Consider the following 19,164-nt stretch of genomic DNA (forward strand, 5'->3'; position numbering starts at 1 on the left):
CGGCCTCCAGCGCCACACGGGCCTTGAAACCAGCGTCATGGTTCCTGCGTTTCTTCATATCCTGATCTCCTCGTTCTTGGAGACCAGCAGACGTCAGATCGTAGCTTCCGTCACTGCCCGATTTTCGGGGACTAGCTCAAATAGCAGATGAAACAGAAAGTCCCGGTCAAGCCTGCCTTTCTTGGGTGCAACGGGATAAACGTCTGCGCTACAAAGTCCGCTAAAGTCAGGGCGTGCTGCCTTCCGCAAGTATGGGCGTATCTTGCTGTAGAGAACCATTGTCCCGTCGAAGGGATACTTTCCTGAAATAAGCTTTTCTTCGCGTGCGGTCATCACACCGACCAACTCATCGGAGCCTGTGATCATGTTGCCTGCGCCTACGTGGGGCAAGTCAGCGTATGCGGCCTGGCGTGGGTCAACGAGGCTAGAAGTGACGTCAGCCACATCTGACAGAACTACCGTTTCTCGGTCAGGTCCCCGGTAGTCAAGTGCGTTGGCCTTGATGCTTTCAAACAACTCCAGAGCGTTCTGGAGGTTGGCTTCGGCGTGGGCGCGGGCGCGGGTCAGGCCCTCGAAAGCCTCGTCCAGAACCGCAACGATCCGCTGTTGTTCTTCGAGTGGTGGGAGGGGGATTTGGAATGAAGCAAGGCTTTTCGCCGACAAGTTTGGTTGTGCCGCGCCATTGGCGTGCTTTTGTATCTCATCTGCACACAGAGAACTTCCGAAGTAGTACCCAAGGTATTGTGGGTCCAAAGTGCTGTCCGGTCGCACTATCACGAGTGACGATGCGATTGCACCCTCGCTTATATTGTCCACAACAGCATACTTTCCAAGTGACCCCCTGAGACAGAACAGTAAGTCACCTTTCAGGATTTTTCCTGATCCAAGGCGGTGAAAGTGATCGCGCGGGATGTAGTTCATCTCCGAGAGGTCGAGCAAACCGTCACCCAGATGCCCGGCATTCACAAACGGTACGCCTTCCAAGACGAACGCTTTCCGTCCGGGATAGTTCTTGCCCCGGTCACCATTTTCGAAGCGGCAAAGTAAGCCAAGAGATGCAGTAGCCCACCCAGCCTTCACAGCATCCCCCGGATGCTTTCCAGAATGTCCGCCGTCTCGGCATCACGGGCCAGCATGTCGGCGATGATGTCCTCGGGGCTGCGCAGGGCCGCTGCCTCGGGCGCATTGGGGTTCTTCACCGACAGGTCGCAGGTCGCATCGTCCAGATCGGCCCGCTTCACCAGCCAAGACTTCGGCCCAAGGGCGCGGGTGCGCTGGAGGGTCACGAACTCGGCCAAGTCAGCGTCGTTCAGGGGGTTGGTCTTGCCCATGCTGCGGCCCGGATCAAGCTGGTAGACCCACACATCCCGTGTGGGTGCGCCCTTCTCAAAGAACAGCACCACAGTCTTGACCCCAGCCCCCTGAAACGTGCCCTGTGGGCAGTCAAGGATGGTATGCAACTCTGCTGCCCCAAGCAGTTCCCGGCGCAGGGTCACACTGGCGTTGTCGGTGTTGCTGAGGAAGGTGTTCTTGATCACCACTGCCGCCCGGCCCCCGGCCCGTAGCTTGCGAACGAAGTGCTGCAGGAACAGGTAGGCCGTCTCACCCGTGCGGATGGGGAAGTTCTGCTGCACCTCTCGCCTCTCACCCCCGCCGAAGGGGGGATTGGCAAGGATGATGTCGTGGCGGTCCTTCTCCTGGATGTCCATCACGTTCTCATTGAGCGTGTTGGAGTGGACAAGGTTCGGGGCTTCGATCCCGTGAAGCACCATGTTCATGATGCCGATGATGTAGGCGAGGCCCTTCTTCTCTTGGCCGAAGAAGGTGCGGGTCTGCAGGGTCTCATAGTCCGCTGCGGTCTGGGCCTTGGGGCGCAGGTAGTCATAGGCTTCGCAGAGGAAGCCAGCGGAGCCGACTGCGCCGTCGTAGATCGTCTCGCCGATCTGCGGGTCGATGACCTTGATCATGGCACGGATCAGGGGACGCGGGGTGTAGTACTCGCCCCCGTTGCGGCCCGCGTTGCCCATGCGGCGGATGCGTGTCTCGTACAGTTGCGACAGTTCGTGACGCTGGTCTTGGGTGTTGAAGTTCAGGCCGTCGAGGATTTCGAGCACGTCACGCAGGATGTAGCCAGAGCGGAACTTGTTGCGGAGTTCGGTGAAGACCTCGCCGATCTTGTACTCGATGGTCCGGGGGCCGGTCGCCGTGGTGCGGAAGGCGGCAAGATAGGGGAACAGCTTCTGGTCAACGAAGGCGATAAGGTCATCACCGATCATCGCCGCATTGTGGTCGAAGGTGCCGTTGGCCTTCGGTGCGGCCCACTCATCCCAGCGGTACTTGCCTGTGATGATGGGGGCGTAAGTGGTGCCGTCAAGCTCGGCACGGTCGCGGCGTTCAGTCTCCAGGTCGTGCAGGTACTTGAGGAACAGCACCCAGGACGTCTGTTCAACGTAGTCGAGTTCGTTGGCGATGCCTTCTTCGGCCCGTAGGTTCTTTTCGATGGTGTTGAAGGCGTTCTCGTACATGCTTCCCCGCGCGGTTTGGGCAGACAGTTCCATCAGTTGGGCTGCAGCGCAACTGGATTGCCCGCTGGTTGGGTCGTAACTTTCCGGCACATTTTTGCGAAGGGGTATCTATCCCGATCCCGCGTGCAAATTCCCCCGTACCCCCCCAACGCGGCCCCGCAGATGGCCTATCGTCAGCCGCCGTGACCCAGCCAGCAAAGCTGCGGCAAGTGTGCTGGTGGCGCTCTCCTGGACGGCGTAGCAACACTGTGTGTCTCAGTGGACCTTGCCCCTGTAGGACACGGCGAAGGTGCCCCGAATGTGTCCTATTGGAATGGGTATTGCTATTCTGGGACGGATGGCCCATTGAGCTTAAGAGCTTAATAGGACGCTTTGCGCTTAGAAGGATAACAGACCATGGCCACCATCGGATATGCCCGAACTTCGACCACTGACCAGAAGGCGGGCCTGGAGGCCCAGCTTCGAGACCTCGCCAGCGCGGGATGTGAAGAGGTCTTCAAGGAAGAGGTGTCATCGGTGGATATGCTCGCCCGCACGCAGTTTGAAGCGGCACTGCGGTATGCCCGCAAAGGGGACGTGCTGGTGGTCACGAAGCTGGATCGTCTGGCCCGTTCCGTAAAGCATCTTGTTGAGATCACTGCCACCCTGGAGAGTAAGGGAGTGTCGCTGCGTATCTTGGACGGGGCGATTGATACGACCACATCGACTGGGCGTCTAATGCTGAACATGCTGACTAGCATTGCCCAGTTCGAGCGCGAAATCATGCTTGAACGCCAGCGCGAGGGAATTGCGAAGGCGAAGTCCGAAGGGAAGTACAAGGGGCGCAAACCGACCGTTATGGTGCAGGCGGCGGAGATCAGGCGGCTGGTGAACGAGGAGAAAGTTTCGCCCACTGAGGTTGCGAAGCGCCTCGGGGTGGCCCGTTCGGGCGTCTACAGGGCCTTGAGTGGCTAAGAACCTGCGTCCCTATCTTCTGAAAATGCCCATTCAGGGGCGGTCGGAACGGCACCACCCGCACTGGACCCTAAGTCTATCAGACTACAGACAACTAGCCTAACAGCGTTATCCCGCCTTGCCCCTTCGTCCTTAGAGTAAGCACGGCTATGCGTGCCCGCGTTTTCAACGACTGGTCGCTCCTAGGACCGAACCGCAATTCATTTGGCGCACGGCTTCGGAGAACAGCCCTCTCGGAGGTCAGCAGGCCACATCAGTCCGTTTAGCGCGGACCAGAGGCCATTTAAGTCCCTGTAATGCAAGCGATAAAATCAGGCCTGTCATAAGCAGATCACTGATTTCTGGCTTCACAAGCCAAGCCTCAATAGGCCCCAGCCAGATCACGAACTGGCATGCCTCAGACAACACACCCAACAACAAGCCAAAGAAGGAACATGACCTAATGGCTCATATCACGTTCAAAGACCGTCCATGTGGATGGGGCAAGAGTACGGAGATCACCGAGAGCTTCCGGGCGGGAGAGAAGTACATCACGGTCGTACCATTTCTAAGCGAAGCAGAGCGGATCGCTGGCCGTGCACAGACCCAAAGCCGCTTCACTTTACTGCAGCCGAACGCGACAAGAGCAAGCAAGACCGACCATGCTACTGAAATAGTACGAGCTGGAGGGAGCCTAGTCTGTACCCACGCCCTCTTGTATCGACTGGGCACTCTGGCAACCGAGGAAACCAACGAGACCACCTCAGTGACCCTTGGGGGCTTCACATTTGATGTACCGCTCGGACGAAGCCTGCTGCATGACTACAACCTTATCATTGATGAAGTAGTTAACCCGTTTGAAGTCGAAGGGGGCACCCAGCCAAGAGACTTTGCCAAGGACTATGTTGAAAACGGCATGGCAACAGTGGACCCAGTCACTGGGAAGGCTGAGCCGACAAGCAAATGGGACGAACGGTTTAGGGAAGGCGGAAAGACTTTCAAGCCAGCACTGTACGAGCAAGCAAAATCCGGGGCTTTGTACGTGGTGGATAGCAAGCTGTTTGTAATGACGATCCCGATGGAGTTGCTCCTCAAGCCAAAGTCCGTGACCATCTTCACCTACCTGTCGGAAGGCACGATACTTCTCCAGTTCCTCAAGCAACTACAGACCCAGCTCGCAGGCACACCCCAGGCATTTACGCTAGAGGTCGACAAGTTGCCCGCTGACCAAGAGCGTGCTTGGCTGGATGATGTCCGCTCCGCACTGACCGTAAAGAGCATCCCAGCACTAGAGGCATTTTCGTGGTCTCACAATTCACAGGTTAAGACCTTCACGGGGAGCGGTTCCTCTGCACAGTGCCGGACAGCAGGCAACGCACTAAAGAAGTTCTATGGGGCAAATCTCACCGGGATCAACAAGGGTAACGTCTTGCTGACGTGTGCACGCGAGCTTTGGTACGACAGTGCACCAAAGAAGAAGCCAGCATCCGGGCCACTAGCAGAGCATGCGAGACTATTTGGGCACCCGTGCCGCACAGATGATGGCAAGAGCAGAGCTGGAGTGTGGGGGACAACAGGCGTGCGCTGGATAGGCAACACGACACGGGGAGTGAACGACCACATCTGCTGTACCCACGCAATCTACCTTTATGATCAGCACCCTCGGCCGCAGTTGCTCCAGTTCCTCAACATGTCCGTGAACTCGCAAGCGGGCCGCAGCTTCTCTGACGCGTACGCACTCTCTGAAATGGTGCAGTGGATTTTCCGGTGCTGCATCAGGCAGGGTGGAGTTAATGGTGTTGCTCCCATGGCAACGCGTAGGCGAAAGGCCACGGTGTACATTCCAAGCAAGCGCATGCGGAACTTGCTGATCTACTGGCTCAACACCGGCCAAGTGCACTCCGGGCCTTCAAGCTGGACGGTTGCCGCAGCAGCAGCTGCATGATGACTAGGGCGGGGGTGGGGCAAGCCCCTACCCCTGTCAGCCACTCGCATGCGGGACAGCATCTGTCTTCTTTGGCTTAGCCCGCTTGAGGTCAAACTGCGAACAAGTCGATTGCCGCCTTCAGCTGCGCCAGCGTGTAACCCTCTCGCATGTATACTTGCTGGGTAACGCCTTGCCGTTCGTGCCCTACGATCGACTGATAGATTGGTTCGGCAACGCCTGCCTGTGCAAGTCGGGTCACCATCGTATGACGAAGGCCATGGAAAACGTGCCCGGTAGACTTGATACCCAACTCAGGGGTGAGAGTAGCATTGAACCAACGGCCCAAAGCCCTGCCGTAGCCGTTCTTTGCGCAGAAAGTGTACTCAGGGAACATGCGGGTCTTGCGTTGGGCTTCCATTCGGGACCGATAGTCCAACAGACCCAACCGCACCAACTCGTCATGCATGGGCACCTTGCGAAGTGCGGCAGCGGACTTGAACTTCTTGTTGGCGTCGCCCTCGTCGATCAGATGGAAGAACCAGATGCCGTCCTGTTGCTGGATGTCTGCCACTTCAAGCTGACAAATCTCGTTCAGCCGCGCCCCGGTGAAAATGGCGATCAGCGTAGCCCACTTGTGGCTCTCAGCTTTGACCAAGCCTAAGGTGTTCTCGGTCACCTCTCGGTACACCGCCTTCAGAGCATCGGGCTTATATGCCTGACGCTTAGGAACCGCCTTGCTGTTGAACTTGCCGACACGGGTCCCTGCGAACAGGTTGGCCTCTGCGTGGCCGTTCTTCATCGCCCACTCGAAGAATGACTGGAAGGTACTGATATAGCCGTTGACGGTCACCGCTGAGATTTTGGCCAATCCCGCCACCTCTGTCGCCTCTCGCACTGACAGGGTTCGAGTTTGCGGCATCTTGTGCCGGTTGGCAGGCAGTTCCAGAAGGACGCGCTTGATGTCCTGCGCATCACGCTTGGTGATCTCCCCGACAAGGCGATGCGCACCAAAGTACTCGGTCAACAGGGCGAGGTTGGCTTCCTTCTTCTCAAAGGTGGCGCTCTGCCAACTGCCTGCCCGCTTGTTCTCTGCGACGTAATCGTCAATCGCTGTCTGCAATGCGATCCCAAGATCAGCCGGTGCCTCTGGCGCAGGCGCTTGAAGGACAGGGGCCATCGGGCCAGTGAAGTCATAGTGCTCAAGGGACGCCTGATGTTTCACCAGCGCCCGCAGGAAATCCCGGTGGGCCAGCTTGTATTCCTGCAGCATGCGATCCGCTTCCTTGGTCGATCCCGGACCAGACAACCCGGTAGCCTCGCAGAGACGCCGCAGGAAGGCGTCCGTGCCCTGCGGAGCCATGATGCCCCAGTAATCCTCCGAGGTGCCCTCAGCGAGCATTTGCGTGGTCGTCTGCGGGGCAAGGTCAAGTTCGGACGGCAGGCCGTTCGCACCGATCTGGTCGATCCGAATGGCCAGCGCCTGCTTGAAGTAACCGTGCATTGCGGCCCGGAGTTCGTCATGCCGCATCACGGTTGGAACTCCATGTCGGCGCAACAGTTCACCGCATGATGCGAGAAACCGGGCTAACTCACCTGCCTGTCTCGGGCATCGGGTGCGCAAAGACAACCGAACAGTGTCCGGTCGCGGGTGATTTGCGGTGCAGGGAAGCGGCCAGCGGAAGTAGAAAACACCGTGCCGGGACGGGTAAAGGTAAGCAGTCAGCCTCATCTTGTGTCACACCTTTGTGGCACACTCGCTCTCGCGGCATCTAAGGCATTGATTTAGAAGGGTCTGGTGGAGCAGAGGGGGATCGAACCCCTGACCTTATCATTGCGAACGATACGCTCTCCCAACTGAGCTACTGCCCCATCCGCGCAGCGGTATTCAGCGCAAATCCCGGGCAGAGTCAAGCCGGGCACGCAGGACGATCAGCGGGCGTGTTGGCGGACGAAGGCGACGATGTCGGCAACAGGGCGGGCCCCGGCCAGGCGGGCGATCTCGCGGCCGTTGCGATAGAGAACCAGTGCCGGAATTCCGCGGATGCCTGCGCGGGCCGAGATCTGCGGGTGGTCCTCGGTGTTCAGCTTCATCAGCCGAGCTTCGGTCGTCAGTGTCTTCGCGGCTTTGGCAAATTCCGGGGCCATCATCCGGCAAGGGCCGCACCAGGGGGCCCAGTAGTCGACCAGGACCGGCAACCCGTCGCCGTGGGTCACCTTGTCATGGGTGGCAGCGTCCAGTTCGGCAACCGAACCATCGACCAGCACCGTGCCGCAAACCCCGCATTTCGGTGCGTCGCCCAAGCGGGCAGCTGGCACGCGGTTGGCCTGGCCACAACTCGCGCAAGTCAGTTTCACGGCGTCGGTCACAGGCATTGGGCACCTCACATCTAGCAAGGCCTGAAGATGTGTAACGGCTGTCGATCCCGCAAGGTCGGCCTAAAGAAAATCCTCTTCCTCGCCGCTGACATCGATCCCCAGGGCCTCCAGCCCGGCCTCCAGGTTCTCGGCCAGATGCGGCATCCCCATCAGGTATGAGGCGGTCGGCGTTGTCGCTTCCGCAGTCGCTGTGGCCACGGCCTCGTCAAAGTCCTCGGGCTCGAACGCCCCGCGGCCGACCCAGGCGACCGCTGTAAGTTGCGACTTCTCGTCGTCGTTCAACCCATCGATGAAGGCATGAAGCTCGGCGTCTCCGACCCCGGCCTCGCGGGCCAGGTAGATGACATGCACCACCTTCTGCGGGCTGATCTCGAACATGGCGGCCTCTCCCATTTTCCGCATGGTCGCCTAACCTGGCGCAGGGCGCAAGCGCTCAGCCAACAAGCCAGACCGTGAGTCCATGCGCGATGGCGCCCGCAATCGTCGCCAGCACGACCGACCGGCAGGCGACCCAGGTCGCAAGGACCGCCACCGTGCCGATCAAGGCCGGGGCAAGACGGGCAAGGTCAGGGGACAGGGCCGGCAGGATCGAGGCGACAAAAAGCGTGGCAATGGCCGCCGGTCCGGTCGAGGACAGGAACCGGCCCAGCCAGCCCCCCACCGCCATACGGTCCGCCCGTGCAAGGATTGGCAAGGCGCGAAACACCCAATTCGCAGCCCCGGCCAGCGCAACAACGGTCAAAAGCTCCCAGTTCATCGCCGCACCAACCCGGTGAGTGCGCCAGCCAGCATCCCAAGCAGGATGCCGCTGGTCGCATTTAGCGCCAGCGTCCCGACGACGGTGACCAGCCCCGCCACCCCGATCACCGGAAGCTGCGGGCGGCTGAGGATGGACAAAAGCAGCGCCAGGAACAGCGCGGGCAGCATGAAGCCAAGCCCCGCGTTCACCGCTGGCCAGCCCACCAGTGCGCCACCCCCGGCATAGGCTCCGACCACCGTGCCAGAGACCCAACTGGCATAGGCCCCAAGTCCCAGGCCGAACATGTAGGGCTCGGAGAACCGCTGCCCCCGCGCCAGCGACCCCAGCGCCTGGCCGAAGACTTCGTCCGTCAGGCCCCAGGCCCAGGCCCAGGCTTGCCGCCGCCCGGCTTCCGACCCGGCCTCACGCATCAGGGCAGGGCCGTAAAGCACATGGCGCAAGTTCATCGCGATCAGCGTGAAGGCCGCGACCAGCACCGGCGCGCCGGACGACAACAGCGCCAGCGCCAGGAACTGCGAGGCCCCCGCATAGATGACCAGCGACAGGGAAAAGGCATCGATCTCGGAAAAGCCGGCGCGGGTTGCAGCCACTCCAAACGAAAAGGCGATGGGGAAATAGCCCAGGATGATCGGCAGGCTTGCGATCAGGCCGTCAAGAAAGGCAGGGCGGGTCGGGGTCATCCGGGCCGAGGGCTAACGCGGCGACCAGACGCGGTCAATGGCTTGGGACTGTTGCGGAAACCCTGACTTGCATGACAAAGCCCTCCTCTGCATTCTCGCCACCAGAAACTTGCTCAGGGTCTTTCAATGCGTCTCTTTTGCCTTGCGTCCGCTCTTGCTTGCATCTCCTTTTGGCCCGCTCTTGCCCAGGACATCCCCGGATCAGGCTTCGAGGCGGGAAATTGGGCGGGCGGAGCAGTTGCCAATGACCGCGGCGGATTTTCGCACTGTTACACGTCGGTCGGCTATGTGAACGGCCAGACGCTCTGGATCGGGCTCTACCCCAACGACTCGCTGTCCATCCTGCTGGCCCAGCCCGAGGTGCGCTTCGAGCCCGGCCAGAAGTTCGAGCTTTGGGTGATGATGGAAACCGGCCTGCCCGCCATCGGCAATGGCGAAGCCTGGGACGAAGCCTTTGCGGGAATCACCTACAACGGCATCCAGCCCACCGTCGACTTCCTGCTCAGCGGTCGCTACCTGCGGATGCTTGGGATGGGGATCGACGACGGCTTCGACATCGACGGAATTGCCCCGGCGCTGGAGCAGGCACAGACCTGCCTTGCCCGGCAGGGGGGCGCTGGGGGGCAAGGCGGCAAGGTGCTCGAGTCGGCCCCCGGCGGCGCAAAGGCGCCGCCAAAAGTGCCTGACCTTTCGAAACCCAAGACCAGCGGCGTTGGCGCGGGCGGTGGCCTAGGCTCCCGGCCCGGCGGGGCGCTTGGAACGCCTGCACCGAAGCCGCAGCCGTAAAGTTCTGGCCCGCCGTAAAGTTCTGCGGCATCGACCGGGGACTAAGTTTCCTAAGCAAGAAATTTGTCAGAATCCTTGCTTAAGGATCGTGGGTCCCTATTCCGCCGCTTCGGCATAGGATTCCACGGGCGGGCAGGTGCAGATCAGGTTGCGGTCGCCGTAGACGTTGTCGACGCGCCCGACCGGAGGCCAGTACTTGTCCACCCGGAATGACCCCGGCGGGAAGCAGCCTGTTTCTCGGCTGTACTTCCGGTCCCAGTCCCCCACCAGCGCCGCGACGGTATGCGGCGCATGGCGCAGCGGGGATTCCTCGGCGCTGATCTCGCCCTTCTCGACGGCCCGGATTTCCTCGCGGATGGACAACAGCGCGGTGATGAAACGGTCGATCTCGGCCTTGGTCTCGGACTCCGTCGGCTCCACCATCAGCGTCCCTGCGACGGGCCAGGACATCGTCGGCGCATGAAAGCCATTGTCGATCAGCCGCTTGGCGATGTCGTCCACCGTGACGCCCGCTTCGGCAAAGGGTCGGGTGTCAAGGATGCACTCATGCGCCACACGCCCCTTGTTGCCCATGAACAGGATCGGGTAATGCCCCGACAGCCGCGCCGCGATGTAGTTGGCGTTCAGGATTGCCACGCGCGTCGCCTGCGTCAGTCCCGGCCCGCCCATCATCAGGCAATAGGCCCAGCTTATCAGCAGGATCGACGCCGACCCATAGGGCGCCGCTGAAACCGCGCCGTCGCCCCCCGTCTCGGGATGCCCCGGCAGGTGCGGGGCAAGGTGTGCCTTGACGCCGATCGGCCCCATCCCCGGCCCGCCGCCGCCATGCGGGATGGCGAAGGTCTTGTGCAGGTTGAGGTGGCTGACATCTCCGCCGATCTCGCCCGGCTTCACCAGTCCGACCAACGCGTTCATGTTCGCCCCGTCGATGTAGACCTGCCCGCCGTGGTCATGGGTGATCTGGCAGATCGCCTTCACGGTTTCCTCGAAGACGCCATGCGTGGACGGATAGGTGATCATGCAGGCCGCCAGCTTGTCGCCCGCAGCCTGCGCTTTCGCCCGGAAGTCCTCGACATCCACGTCACCGTTGGCAGAGGCCTTCACGACGACCACCTCCATCCCCGCCATCTGCGCGCTGGCAGGGTTGGTGCCATGCGCGCTGGTCGGGATCAGGCAGACTGTCCGCTGCGTATCGCCGCGACTGCGGTGATAGGCAAGGATCGTCAGAAGCCCTGCATATTCCCCCTGCGCGCCACTGTTGGGCTGCATCGACATCGCGTCATAGCCGGTGATCTCGCAGAGCTTGGCGGAGAGGTCGTTGATCGCCTCGGTATAGCCCGCCGCCTGGTCGCGCGGCACGAAGGGATGCAAGGACCCGAACTCCGGCCAGGTGATCGGCATCATCTCGGCCGCGGCGTTCAGCTTCATCGTGCAGGAGCCCAGCGGGATCATCGCCCGGTCCAGCGCAAGGTCGCGGTCCGACAGACGCCGCATGTAGCGCATCATCTCGGACTCGGCCCGGTTCATGTGGAAGACCGGATGTGTCAGGTATTCCGTGGTCCGCAGCATGTCTTCGGGGAAGCCCAGAGTCGCGCGATGGGGCGGCACGCCGTCGATGCCAAAGGCGCGCAGGACCTTGATGAGGACACGCTCGTCCGTCGTCTCGTCCAGGCTGATGCCCACACGGTCATGGCCGATCTTGCGGAAGTTCAGGCCCTCGTTGCGGGCGGCGGCAAGGATGCCGGCCTGACCGACGCCGACCTCGACCGTGATCGTGTCGAAAAAGGCTTTCGGCGCGACCTTGGCCCCAGCCGCCTTCAGCGCGCGTGCAAGGCGCTGGGTCAGGAAGTGGACCCGTTCGGCAATCGCCCGCAGGCCCTTCGGGCCGTGGAAGACGGCGTACATGCTGGCCATCACCGCCAGCAGCGCCTGCGCCGTGCAGACGTTCGAGGTCGCCTTCTCGCGCCGGATATGCTGCTCGCGGGTCTGCAGGGACAGCCGGTAGGCCTTGCCCCCCTGCGCGTCGATCGACACGCCGACGATCCGCCCCGGCATCTGTCGCTTGTGCGCGTCCTTTACCGCCATGAAGGCTGCGTGCGGGCCGCCATAGCCCATCGGCACGCCAAACCGCTGCGCCGAACCGACAGCGATATCCGCCCCCATCGCGCCGGGTTCCTTCAGCACGCACAGCGCCAGCAGGTCCGTCGCCATGATCGCGATGGCCCCTGCCGCGTGCAGCGTGGCGATGCGGACGGTAAAGTCGACCACGTGCCCATAGCTGGAGGGATACTGGAAGATCGCACCGAAAACCTTGGTCGGGTCCAGCGCGCGGACATCGTCCACGATGATCTCGATTCCCAGCGGCAGCGCCCGGGTGCGGATCACCGCGATGGTCTGGGGATGGCAGAAGCGGTCGACGAAAAAGGCTTTCGCCTTCGACTTCGCCACCCGTTCCGCCATTGTCATCGCCTCGGCCGCCGCCGTCGCCTCGTCGAGAAGCGAGGCGTTGGCGACGTCCAGCCCGGTCAGGTCGCAGACCATCGTCTGAAAGTTCAAGAGCGCCTCCAGCCGCCCTTGCGCGATCTCGGGCTGGTAGGGAGTGTAGGCGGTATACCAGGCTGGGTTCTCAAGGATATTCCGCTGGATCGCGGGGGGCGTGACAGTGCCGTAATAGCCCTGCCCGATCAGCTGGGTCATGACCCGGTTCTTGGCGCCGACCTCCTTCATCTTCGCCAGCAACTCATGCTCGGCCAGCGGCGCCCAAGGCAGCGGCTGGGACTGCCGGATCGAAGGCGGCACGGTCTGGTCGATCAACTCGTCCAGGGTCCGCACCCCCACCGCGGCCAGCATCTCCTCCATCTCGACCGGAGAGGGGCCGATATGGCGGCGGTTGGCGAAGTCGTAGGGATTGTAATCGGTGGGAGTGAAAGTCATGGTTCCTGGGGTCCCGTTGTGGTTGGTCGGTGCAGTCAGTCTGCAGCCACGGCCTCGATCTCTATAAGCCAGCGCGCATCGACCAGGCCGGCGATGATTGTGCTGACGGCTATTCGGCGTCCGGAAAGCATTTCGTCGTAGATATCCCCGCTTTCACTGCGGTAGGCACGGTCCGCGAGGAAAATCGTCACTTTCACCAAGTTGTCCGGTGTCATCTTCGCGGCAGCAAGCTGCGCAAAAAGGTTGCGCCAGGCGAGGCGGGCCTGCGCCGCAAAGCCCACCGGAGCGACCCAATCCGCCTCGGTCGGGGTCAGCCCGCTGGTGTAAAGGACGCGCCGCGCCCCGACGACCTCGACCGCCTGCGCAAAATAGGGCGACGACGGAGCATCAACCGCGTCTACAGCTGTTGCTTTCATCTGCGCTCTCCCGGACGCCAAAGTGAGGAAGGACGATCAGCCGATCAGGTCCTGATACTCGTCCTCGTCCATGAACTGATCCAGCACGGACAGGTCGTCGAGCTTCATCTTGAAGAACCAGCCGGCCCCGGTCGGGTCCTCGTTCACCAGCGCAGGTGCATCGGCCAGCTTGGTGTTGACCGCGACGATCTCGCCATCGACCGGGGCCAGGATGTCCGAGGCTGCCTTGACGCTTTCGATCACGCAGACCTCGTCGCCCTCGGCCACTTGCGTCTCGGTCTCGGGCAGTTCCACGAAGACCACGTCACCCAGCTGGGTTGCGGCATGTTCGGTGATGCCTACGACCACGAGGTCACCCTCGACGCGCAGCCATTCGTGTTCCTTGGTGTACTTCATCTCGGGGTCCTCAGCGCTTGTAGGTTGTCGGTTGGAAAGGAAGTTCGGTCACGGTCACTGGCAGGCGCTTGCCGCGCACCTCGCCCATCAGAGTCGTGCCGACATTAGCATGGGCGCGGGCCACGTAACCCATCGCAATCGGTGCATTGACGCTGGGTCCGAACCCGCCGGACGTGACGCGCCCGACCGGGGTCCCATCCTCGGCGAAAAGCTCCACGCCTTCGCGCATCGGAGCGCGGCCCTCGGGGCGCAGACCGACCCGAAGTCGTTCCGGCCCCTCGGCCAATTCCGACAGGATGCGCTCGGCACCAGGGAAGCCGCCTTCCCTTGCGCCGCCAGCCTTGCGGGCCTTCTGGATCGCCCAGTTGAGGTTTGCTTCAACCGGGCTGGTACCATCGTCAATGTCATGGCCATAAAGGCAAAGCCCCGCCTCCAGCCGCAGACTGTCCCGCGCGCCAAGACCGATGGGAGCGACGGCGGCTTGCGCCAGCAGCCTGCGCGCCAAGCCCTCCGCCTGGGCGTCCGGCACCGAAATCTCGAACCCGTCCTCGCCGGTGTAGCCGGACCGGCTGACCCAGACATCCCCGATCATCCGATGATCCATGAACCGCATCGCGCCTACGCCCGGCAGCAGAGCCTCAAGCGCCACTTCGGCCCCCGGCCCCTGTAGCGCCAGAAGCGCCCTGTCGGTGACAGGTTCGACCGAGACCCCCGGCATCATCGCCGTCATATGCGCGATATCGTCGGCCTTGCAGGCTGCGTTCACGACGACATAAAGGTGGTCGCCCCGGTTGGTGAACATCAGGTCGTCCCGGATGCCGCCCGCGTCGTTGGTGAACAGGCCATAACGCTGCCGGCCCTCGGCCAGACCCAGCACATCGACCGGCATCAGCGCCTCGAAGGCAAGCTTCAGCGCCTCCATCCCGGCCTTCGGCCGCAGGATCACCTGGCCCATGTGGCTGACGTCGAACAGCCCGGCCGCCGCGCGGGTGTGCAGGTGTTCCTTCATCACCCCGTCGGGATACTGCACCGGCATCCTGTAGCCCGCGAAGGGCACCATCTTTCCGCCCAGTTCGTCATGCAGCGCATCCAGCCCCAGCAGCCGAAGCTCCTGCTCCTCAAGGTCGGCCATTGCCGTCCCTCCCGTCGTCTGGCCGGAAAACACACCGGCACCGTCAGGCGGGCCAATCCCCACCCTGCGATGCCCCCTCTGTCCTTGCGCCTTCTGGCGCGCCTGAGATCGTTATCCCTTCGGCGTCCCGCCTGCGCGGGAACTCTCCAGAGTCTGTCGTCAGCTACGGTCCCTTGCGCCTGAGAGTTTACCGGGGCGGTTGCTCCTTCGGCACCGTCGGGCAAGCGGGCCCGCCGGATTCTCCCGAACCTGACGCAAACTGCCTAGCGTAAAGACCACCCTCCGGGCAAGCGGAATTCGGGATACGACGGTATGCCGCGCAAGGACCGGTGATCAGGCCTGCATCAGGACCCGTGCCTCATAGGCCTTCAGCGTCATCCGCGCCGCTGGATAGGCGGTCGGATCGGCAAGCTCGGGGAACAGGTGCAAAAGTTCGTCCCGCTGCAGATCCGGCATCCCGTCCAGCGTGCGCTCGCCGGGCTGGAAGCTTTCCGACCACATCCCGTGCGTCAGGACAATCTGGTGCCGGTCGAACATGACATGGACATAGGTCACTGGCTGCAGCAGCTGGCTGATCCCGCGCTGGCCGACCATCTGGATCGCGGGAACCAGCACTTCATCGGTGCCGAAGTACAGCTCGCACTCTGCGCCGCAGAAGAGAACCCGATGCTGCGGCGAAACCCGGATCGGGCGGTCGGGCACGCCAGGCCCAAAGGCATCCGCCGCGATTTCCACCGGCTGCAGGCTGGGATCGGCTATCAGGTCCGCCAGCCCCATCCGGCGCTGGCCCACCCAGCGGACCGGCTGCGGGCCGTCGTCCAGTGTCAGGACCAGATCGCCCGGACGCAGGCTATCGACGGCGCGCGGGCCCTGAGGCGTCTCGATCAGGGTGCCCGAAGTGAAGCAGGGGATCACCTGTTCGATCTCGGTGAAGCTCATCGTGCCAAGGACTGCGCCATTGGCATCGTAGAAGGTCACCGTCCCGGATTCCGCGCTGGAGTAGGAGATGTCCGTGCGCGCCCAGCCATAGCCGGAGAGGTCGAGCACGTCGAAGTCGTCGCCGCCACTGCCGCCATCGACAAAGTCGCCCTGGGCAAAGTCACCATCTTGCATGACGAAGGTGTCGCGCCCGTCACCGCCGAAAAGCTGATCAGCTCCGGCACCGCCAAAGATCAGGTCGTCGCCGGACTCTCCGGCGATCGTGTCTGCCCCTCCATCGCCATAGACGGTGTCGTTGTCGAAGCCGGTATAGATCCGGTCAGCGCCATCGCCGCCGTATACCAGGTTGCGACCAGTCAGCTGCGCGCCTTCCTGGTCATCGATGAAGTCATCACCGCCACCGCCATAGACGGTGTCGTCGCCCTCGCCGAAAATAAGGTAATCCCGCCCCTCGCCGCCGAAAATCGAATCGGCACCCGAGCCGCCAAAGACGGTGTCGTCCTCGGTTCCCGCATGGATGGTGTCGTTGCCATCGCCGCCGTAGATCGTGTCGGAATGGCTGCCACCGTCCAGCAGGTCGTTGCCCGCATCGCCCGACAGGTTGTCCGCCTCGGTCCCGCCAAAAAGCTGGTCGTCGCCGCTGCCACCGAAAAGGATGTCCATCCCGGCATCGCCGTAAAGTCGGTCATTGCCGCCTTCGCCCAGGATACTGTCCGCATCCCCGCCGCCATAGACCGTGTCTTCGCCGTCCCCCGCCGCAAGCGTGTCCAGACCCGCGTCGCCGTACAGGAGGTCATCTCCAGTCCAGCCGCTCAGGCTGTCGGCATCGTTGCCGCCAAAAAGCGTGTCGTTCCCGATCCCGCCCAGCAGCGTGTCCAGCCCGTCATCCCCGAAGAGCAGGTCATTGCCGTCGTCGCCCGACAGCCTGTCAGCCTCGGCCCCGCCGTAAAGGGTATCGTCCCCCAGACCGCCGGACAGAGTGTCCAGCCCGGTCTCGCCGTAGAGCAGGTCATTCCCGTCGTCGCCGAACACCTGGTCCGAACCGTCCCCGCCATAAACCGTGTCAGCCTCGGACCCGGCCCAAACGGTATCATTGCCGGCATCGCCGTAAAGAAGATCGGCCCCGGTATCACCGGCCAGGCTGTCAGCCTCGCTGCCACCGAAGAGCGTATCGTTCCCGGCCCCGCCGACGAGGGTGTCCAGCCCGGCGTCGCCGTAGAGCAGGTCGTTCCCGTCGTCGGCCACCAGAAGGTCGGCGTCGCTGCCGCCATACATCGTGTCGTCGCCCTGGCCGCCGTAAAGCGTGTCGCCGCCCTCGTCGCCGAACATCCGGTCCGCGCCATCGTCGCCCGACAGGCTGTCCGCCCCGGTCCCGCCATAGATCGTATCGTCGCCGGTGCCCGCCTGCACACTGTCGTTGTCCGCACCCGCGAAGATCTGGTCCCCGCCACCGCCGCCGCGGATCGAGTCCCTGCCGTCGCCGCCGACCAGCCAGTCCCATCCGCTGCCGCCGATGATCGTGTCATCGCCGGCAAGCCCATCGATCCCTTGCCCGGTCGTCGAGGCACTGGCGTCGATGCTGTCGTTGTAAAGGGTGGTCCACATGCCCTCGATCTGGGCAAAGGTCCCGCTGGCACCGCCGCCATAGGTGTAGGTTCCGGCCTCGTTCCCGGTGAAGTTGACGGTTACGCCAACCCCTGGGGTGCTGCTCCACAGGCCCAGATAGTCAAAATCGTTGCCGCCCTCGCCGCCAAAGATGGTATCCGTCTGATGGTCGTCGTTGATCCAGAACTGGTCGCTGTCATCGCCGCCATAAAGCGTGTCGGCCCCGACCCCGCCCACCAGGGTATCATTGCCGGCATCGCCATAGATCAGGTCGTTGCCGCCGCCGCCGATCACGCTGTCGTTGCCGGCCCCACCGTAAGCGGTATCGTTGCCCTCCTCGCCCGAGTAGCCGCCGATCGAATCGTCGCCTGCGCCGCCGTAAAGCAGATCCCCGCCTGCGTCGCCGGACAGCGTGTCATTGCCGTCGCCGCCGTAAAGTCGGTCGCCGTTGCCGGTACCGCCATAAAGCACGTCGTTGCCGCCGCCGCCGTAAAGGTCGCCCTGGGTATTGTGCGCGGTCAGCGTGTCGCCAAAGGCCGAGCCGATGACATTGTCCATGCCGGTCAGGGTATCGCCCTGCGCGTCGCCGCCCGATGCCTGACCCGTGCCCAGGTGGACGTTCACTCCTTGCGCCGAGCCACTGTAATCGGCGGTATCCCGGCCTGTCCCGCCGCTCAGAAGGTCGGAACCAGCCCCGCCAACCAGCGTGTCGTCGCCATCATCGCCCTGAAGGGTGTCGTTTCCCGCGTCGCCGAACAGCAGATCGTTGCCTTCGTTGCCCTGCAGGCTGTCGTTCTCGGTCCCGCCATACAGTGTGTCGTCGTTCAGCCCGCCAAAGAGCGAATCGTCGCCGCTCCCGCCATACAGTGTGTCGCTGCCCGCCTCGCCGAATAGCCGGTCATTGCCTGCCTCGCCCAGAAGACTGTCGTTCTCGGTCCCGCCGTAGATCGTATCGGCTCCGCCACCGCCCGACAGCGTATCGTTGCCGCCCTGACCGTAAAGCGTGTCGTTGCCGTCGACATGCCCAGCGGCCAGGGGAGGCGTTCCGACCAGCGTCGACGTCGACAGGTCGGTCGTACCGAAGCCCGGTCCCGCGATGGTCGCGCCGAACGCCGTGTCCCACTGGTTCTCCCAGTAGTAGAGCTCGATCGAATAGGTCTGGCCCGCCTGAAGATTGATCGTTCCGCTGACGGTGGTCGCGGGCTGCTCGCGGTCGTTGTCCAGGTTGAAGACGATGTTGCCCGAGCCATCGCGGATGATGATCCGCGATCCGTCGTCCGAGGTCACGCCGAAGGTATAGGTGCCCGAGGTCTGGATGTTCAGGGTCGACTGGTAGATGACCCTGAAGTCGTCCTGGTTGGTCCCCTGCGCCGTTCCCGCCAGGGTATTGCGCAGCGCCAGAACGTTGAAGTCGTCGACATAGCCCGTGCCCTGCAGCGTGCCAGACGAGATCGTCCCGGTCTGGCCGGACGCACTGGTGAAGTCCCTGGTATAGACGGCATAGGTCCATTGCCCCGGCAGCGGACCGTCTCCGGCGACCCGGTCGTCACCCGCACCGGCGTTGACAACATCGCTGCCACCCCCTGCTGTGAACGTGTCGTTCGTCGCGGACCCGTTGTAGGTGTTGTTGCCGGCCATGCCCGGCGCGGTGCTGCTGTTCTCCGCCAAGGGATTCTCCCGTATCGCGCACCACGGGAGTATCAGGTCAAGGTGTATGAGAACTTAACCAGAACACACGGCGAAGGGCTGACGCAG

Annotated in this window: 15 protein-coding genes, 1 tRNA gene and 1 riboswitch; of the genes, 3 read left to right on the forward strand and 13 right to left on the reverse strand. The window is 62.7% G+C overall.

Features of this window, described 5'->3' with window-relative positions:
- Window positions 1–93: 93 nt before the first annotated feature.
- The gene (locus tag Q8M85_RS00005) at window positions 94–939 is read right to left on the reverse strand and encodes a restriction endonuclease subunit S (RefSeq protein WP_371135154.1); all 846 of its coding nucleotides are present in this window, start codon (window positions 937–939) and stop codon (window positions 94–96) included.
- A 137-nt stretch (window positions 940–1,076) separates the two neighbouring features.
- A complete protein-coding gene (locus tag Q8M85_RS00010) occupies window positions 1,077–2,558 on the reverse strand; it encodes a class I SAM-dependent DNA methyltransferase (RefSeq protein WP_305538874.1) in 1,482 nt (493 codons plus the stop codon).
- A gap of 363 nt (window positions 2,559–2,921) precedes the next feature.
- On the opposite strand from Q8M85_RS00010, the gene Q8M85_RS00015 reads away from it, so the two are divergent.
- Together Q8M85_RS00015 and Q8M85_RS00020 are read left to right on the forward strand one after the other, a co-directional pair.
- Window positions 2,922–3,479: a recombinase family protein gene (locus Q8M85_RS00015; protein ID WP_305538875.1), complete on the forward strand. Its 558-nt coding sequence runs from the start codon at window positions 2,922–2,924 to the stop codon at window positions 3,477–3,479.
- Between the two features lie 442 nt (window positions 3,480–3,921).
- Window positions 3,922–5,403, forward strand: a complete 1,482-nt coding sequence (locus Q8M85_RS00020; RefSeq protein WP_305538876.1) for a hypothetical protein — start codon at window positions 3,922–3,924, stop codon at window positions 5,401–5,403.
- 91 nt (window positions 5,404–5,494) lie between these two features.
- Here Q8M85_RS00020 and Q8M85_RS00025 read toward each other — a convergent pair whose 3' ends face one another.
- The 6 genes from Q8M85_RS00025 to Q8M85_RS00050 all read right to left on the reverse strand — a co-directional run bounded on the left by Q8M85_RS00025 (window position 5,495) and on the right by Q8M85_RS00050 (window position 9,201).
- A complete protein-coding gene (locus Q8M85_RS00025; RefSeq protein ID WP_305538877.1) occupies window positions 5,495–6,913 on the reverse strand; it encodes a site-specific integrase in 1,419 nt (472 codons plus the stop codon).
- 265 nt (window positions 6,914–7,178) lie between these two features.
- A tRNA-Ala gene (locus tag Q8M85_RS00030) sits at window positions 7,179–7,254 on the reverse strand.
- 60 nt (window positions 7,255–7,314) lie between these two features.
- On the reverse strand, window positions 7,315–7,758 hold the full coding sequence (trxC, locus tag Q8M85_RS00035; protein WP_305538878.1) for a thioredoxin TrxC: 444 nt from the start codon (window positions 7,756–7,758) through the stop codon (window positions 7,315–7,317).
- Between the two features lie 63 nt (window positions 7,759–7,821).
- A complete protein-coding gene (locus Q8M85_RS00040) occupies window positions 7,822–8,139 on the reverse strand; it encodes a DUF3775 domain-containing protein (protein ID WP_305538879.1) in 318 nt (105 codons plus the stop codon).
- A 55-nt stretch (window positions 8,140–8,194) separates the two neighbouring features.
- Window positions 8,195–8,518 (reverse strand): AzlD domain-containing protein, encoded by a 324-nt coding sequence (locus Q8M85_RS00045; protein WP_305538880.1) that lies wholly within the window; start codon window positions 8,516–8,518, stop codon window positions 8,195–8,197.
- The gene (locus tag Q8M85_RS00050) at window positions 8,515–9,201 is read right to left on the reverse strand and encodes an AzlC family ABC transporter permease (RefSeq protein ID WP_305538881.1); all 687 of its coding nucleotides are present in this window, start codon (window positions 9,199–9,201) and stop codon (window positions 8,515–8,517) included. Before Q8M85_RS00050 ends, Q8M85_RS00045 begins: the two co-directional genes overlap by 4 nt.
- A 126-nt stretch (window positions 9,202–9,327) precedes the next feature.
- On the opposite strand from Q8M85_RS00050, the gene Q8M85_RS00055 reads away from it, so the two are divergent.
- A complete protein-coding gene (locus Q8M85_RS00055) occupies window positions 9,328–9,987 on the forward strand; it encodes a hypothetical protein (protein WP_305538882.1) in 660 nt (219 codons plus the stop codon).
- Window positions 9,988–10,083: 96 nt separating this feature from the next.
- Here Q8M85_RS00055 and gcvP read toward each other — a convergent pair whose 3' ends face one another.
- The 5 genes from gcvP to Q8M85_RS00080 all read right to left on the reverse strand — a co-directional run bounded on the left by gcvP (window position 10,084) and on the right by Q8M85_RS00080 (window position 19,077).
- Window positions 10,084–12,921, reverse strand: a complete 2,838-nt coding sequence (gcvP, locus tag Q8M85_RS00060) for an aminomethyl-transferring glycine dehydrogenase (protein WP_305538883.1) — start codon at window positions 12,919–12,921, stop codon at window positions 10,084–10,086.
- A gap of 35 nt (window positions 12,922–12,956) precedes the next feature.
- Window positions 12,957–13,337, reverse strand: a complete 381-nt coding sequence (locus Q8M85_RS00065; RefSeq protein ID WP_305538884.1) for a RidA family protein — start codon at window positions 13,335–13,337, stop codon at window positions 12,957–12,959.
- A gap of 36 nt (window positions 13,338–13,373) precedes the next feature.
- Window positions 13,374–13,733 carry a glycine cleavage system protein GcvH gene (gene gcvH / locus Q8M85_RS00070; protein WP_305538885.1) on the reverse strand — a complete coding sequence of 120 codons (360 nt, stop codon included), beginning with the start codon at window positions 13,731–13,733 and terminating at the stop codon, window positions 13,374–13,376.
- 10 nt (window positions 13,734–13,743) lie between these two features.
- Complete coding sequence (gene gcvT, locus Q8M85_RS00075) at window positions 13,744–14,865, reverse strand: glycine cleavage system aminomethyltransferase GcvT (RefSeq protein ID WP_305538886.1); 1,122 nt, start codon at window positions 14,863–14,865, stop codon at window positions 13,744–13,746.
- Window positions 14,866–15,021: 156 nt separating this feature from the next.
- Window positions 15,022–15,121, reverse strand: a riboswitch (glycine riboswitch).
- Between the two features lie 77 nt (window positions 15,122–15,198).
- Window positions 15,199–19,077, reverse strand: coding sequence for a Hint domain-containing protein (locus tag Q8M85_RS00080; RefSeq protein ID WP_305538887.1), 3,879 nt, complete (start codon window positions 19,075–19,077; stop codon window positions 15,199–15,201).
- Window positions 19,078–19,164 lie beyond the last annotated feature (87 nt).

It is taken from the genome of Tabrizicola sp. (assembly GCF_030694085.1).
Classification (GTDB): domain Bacteria; phylum Pseudomonadota; class Alphaproteobacteria; order Rhodobacterales; family Rhodobacteraceae; genus Tabrizicola.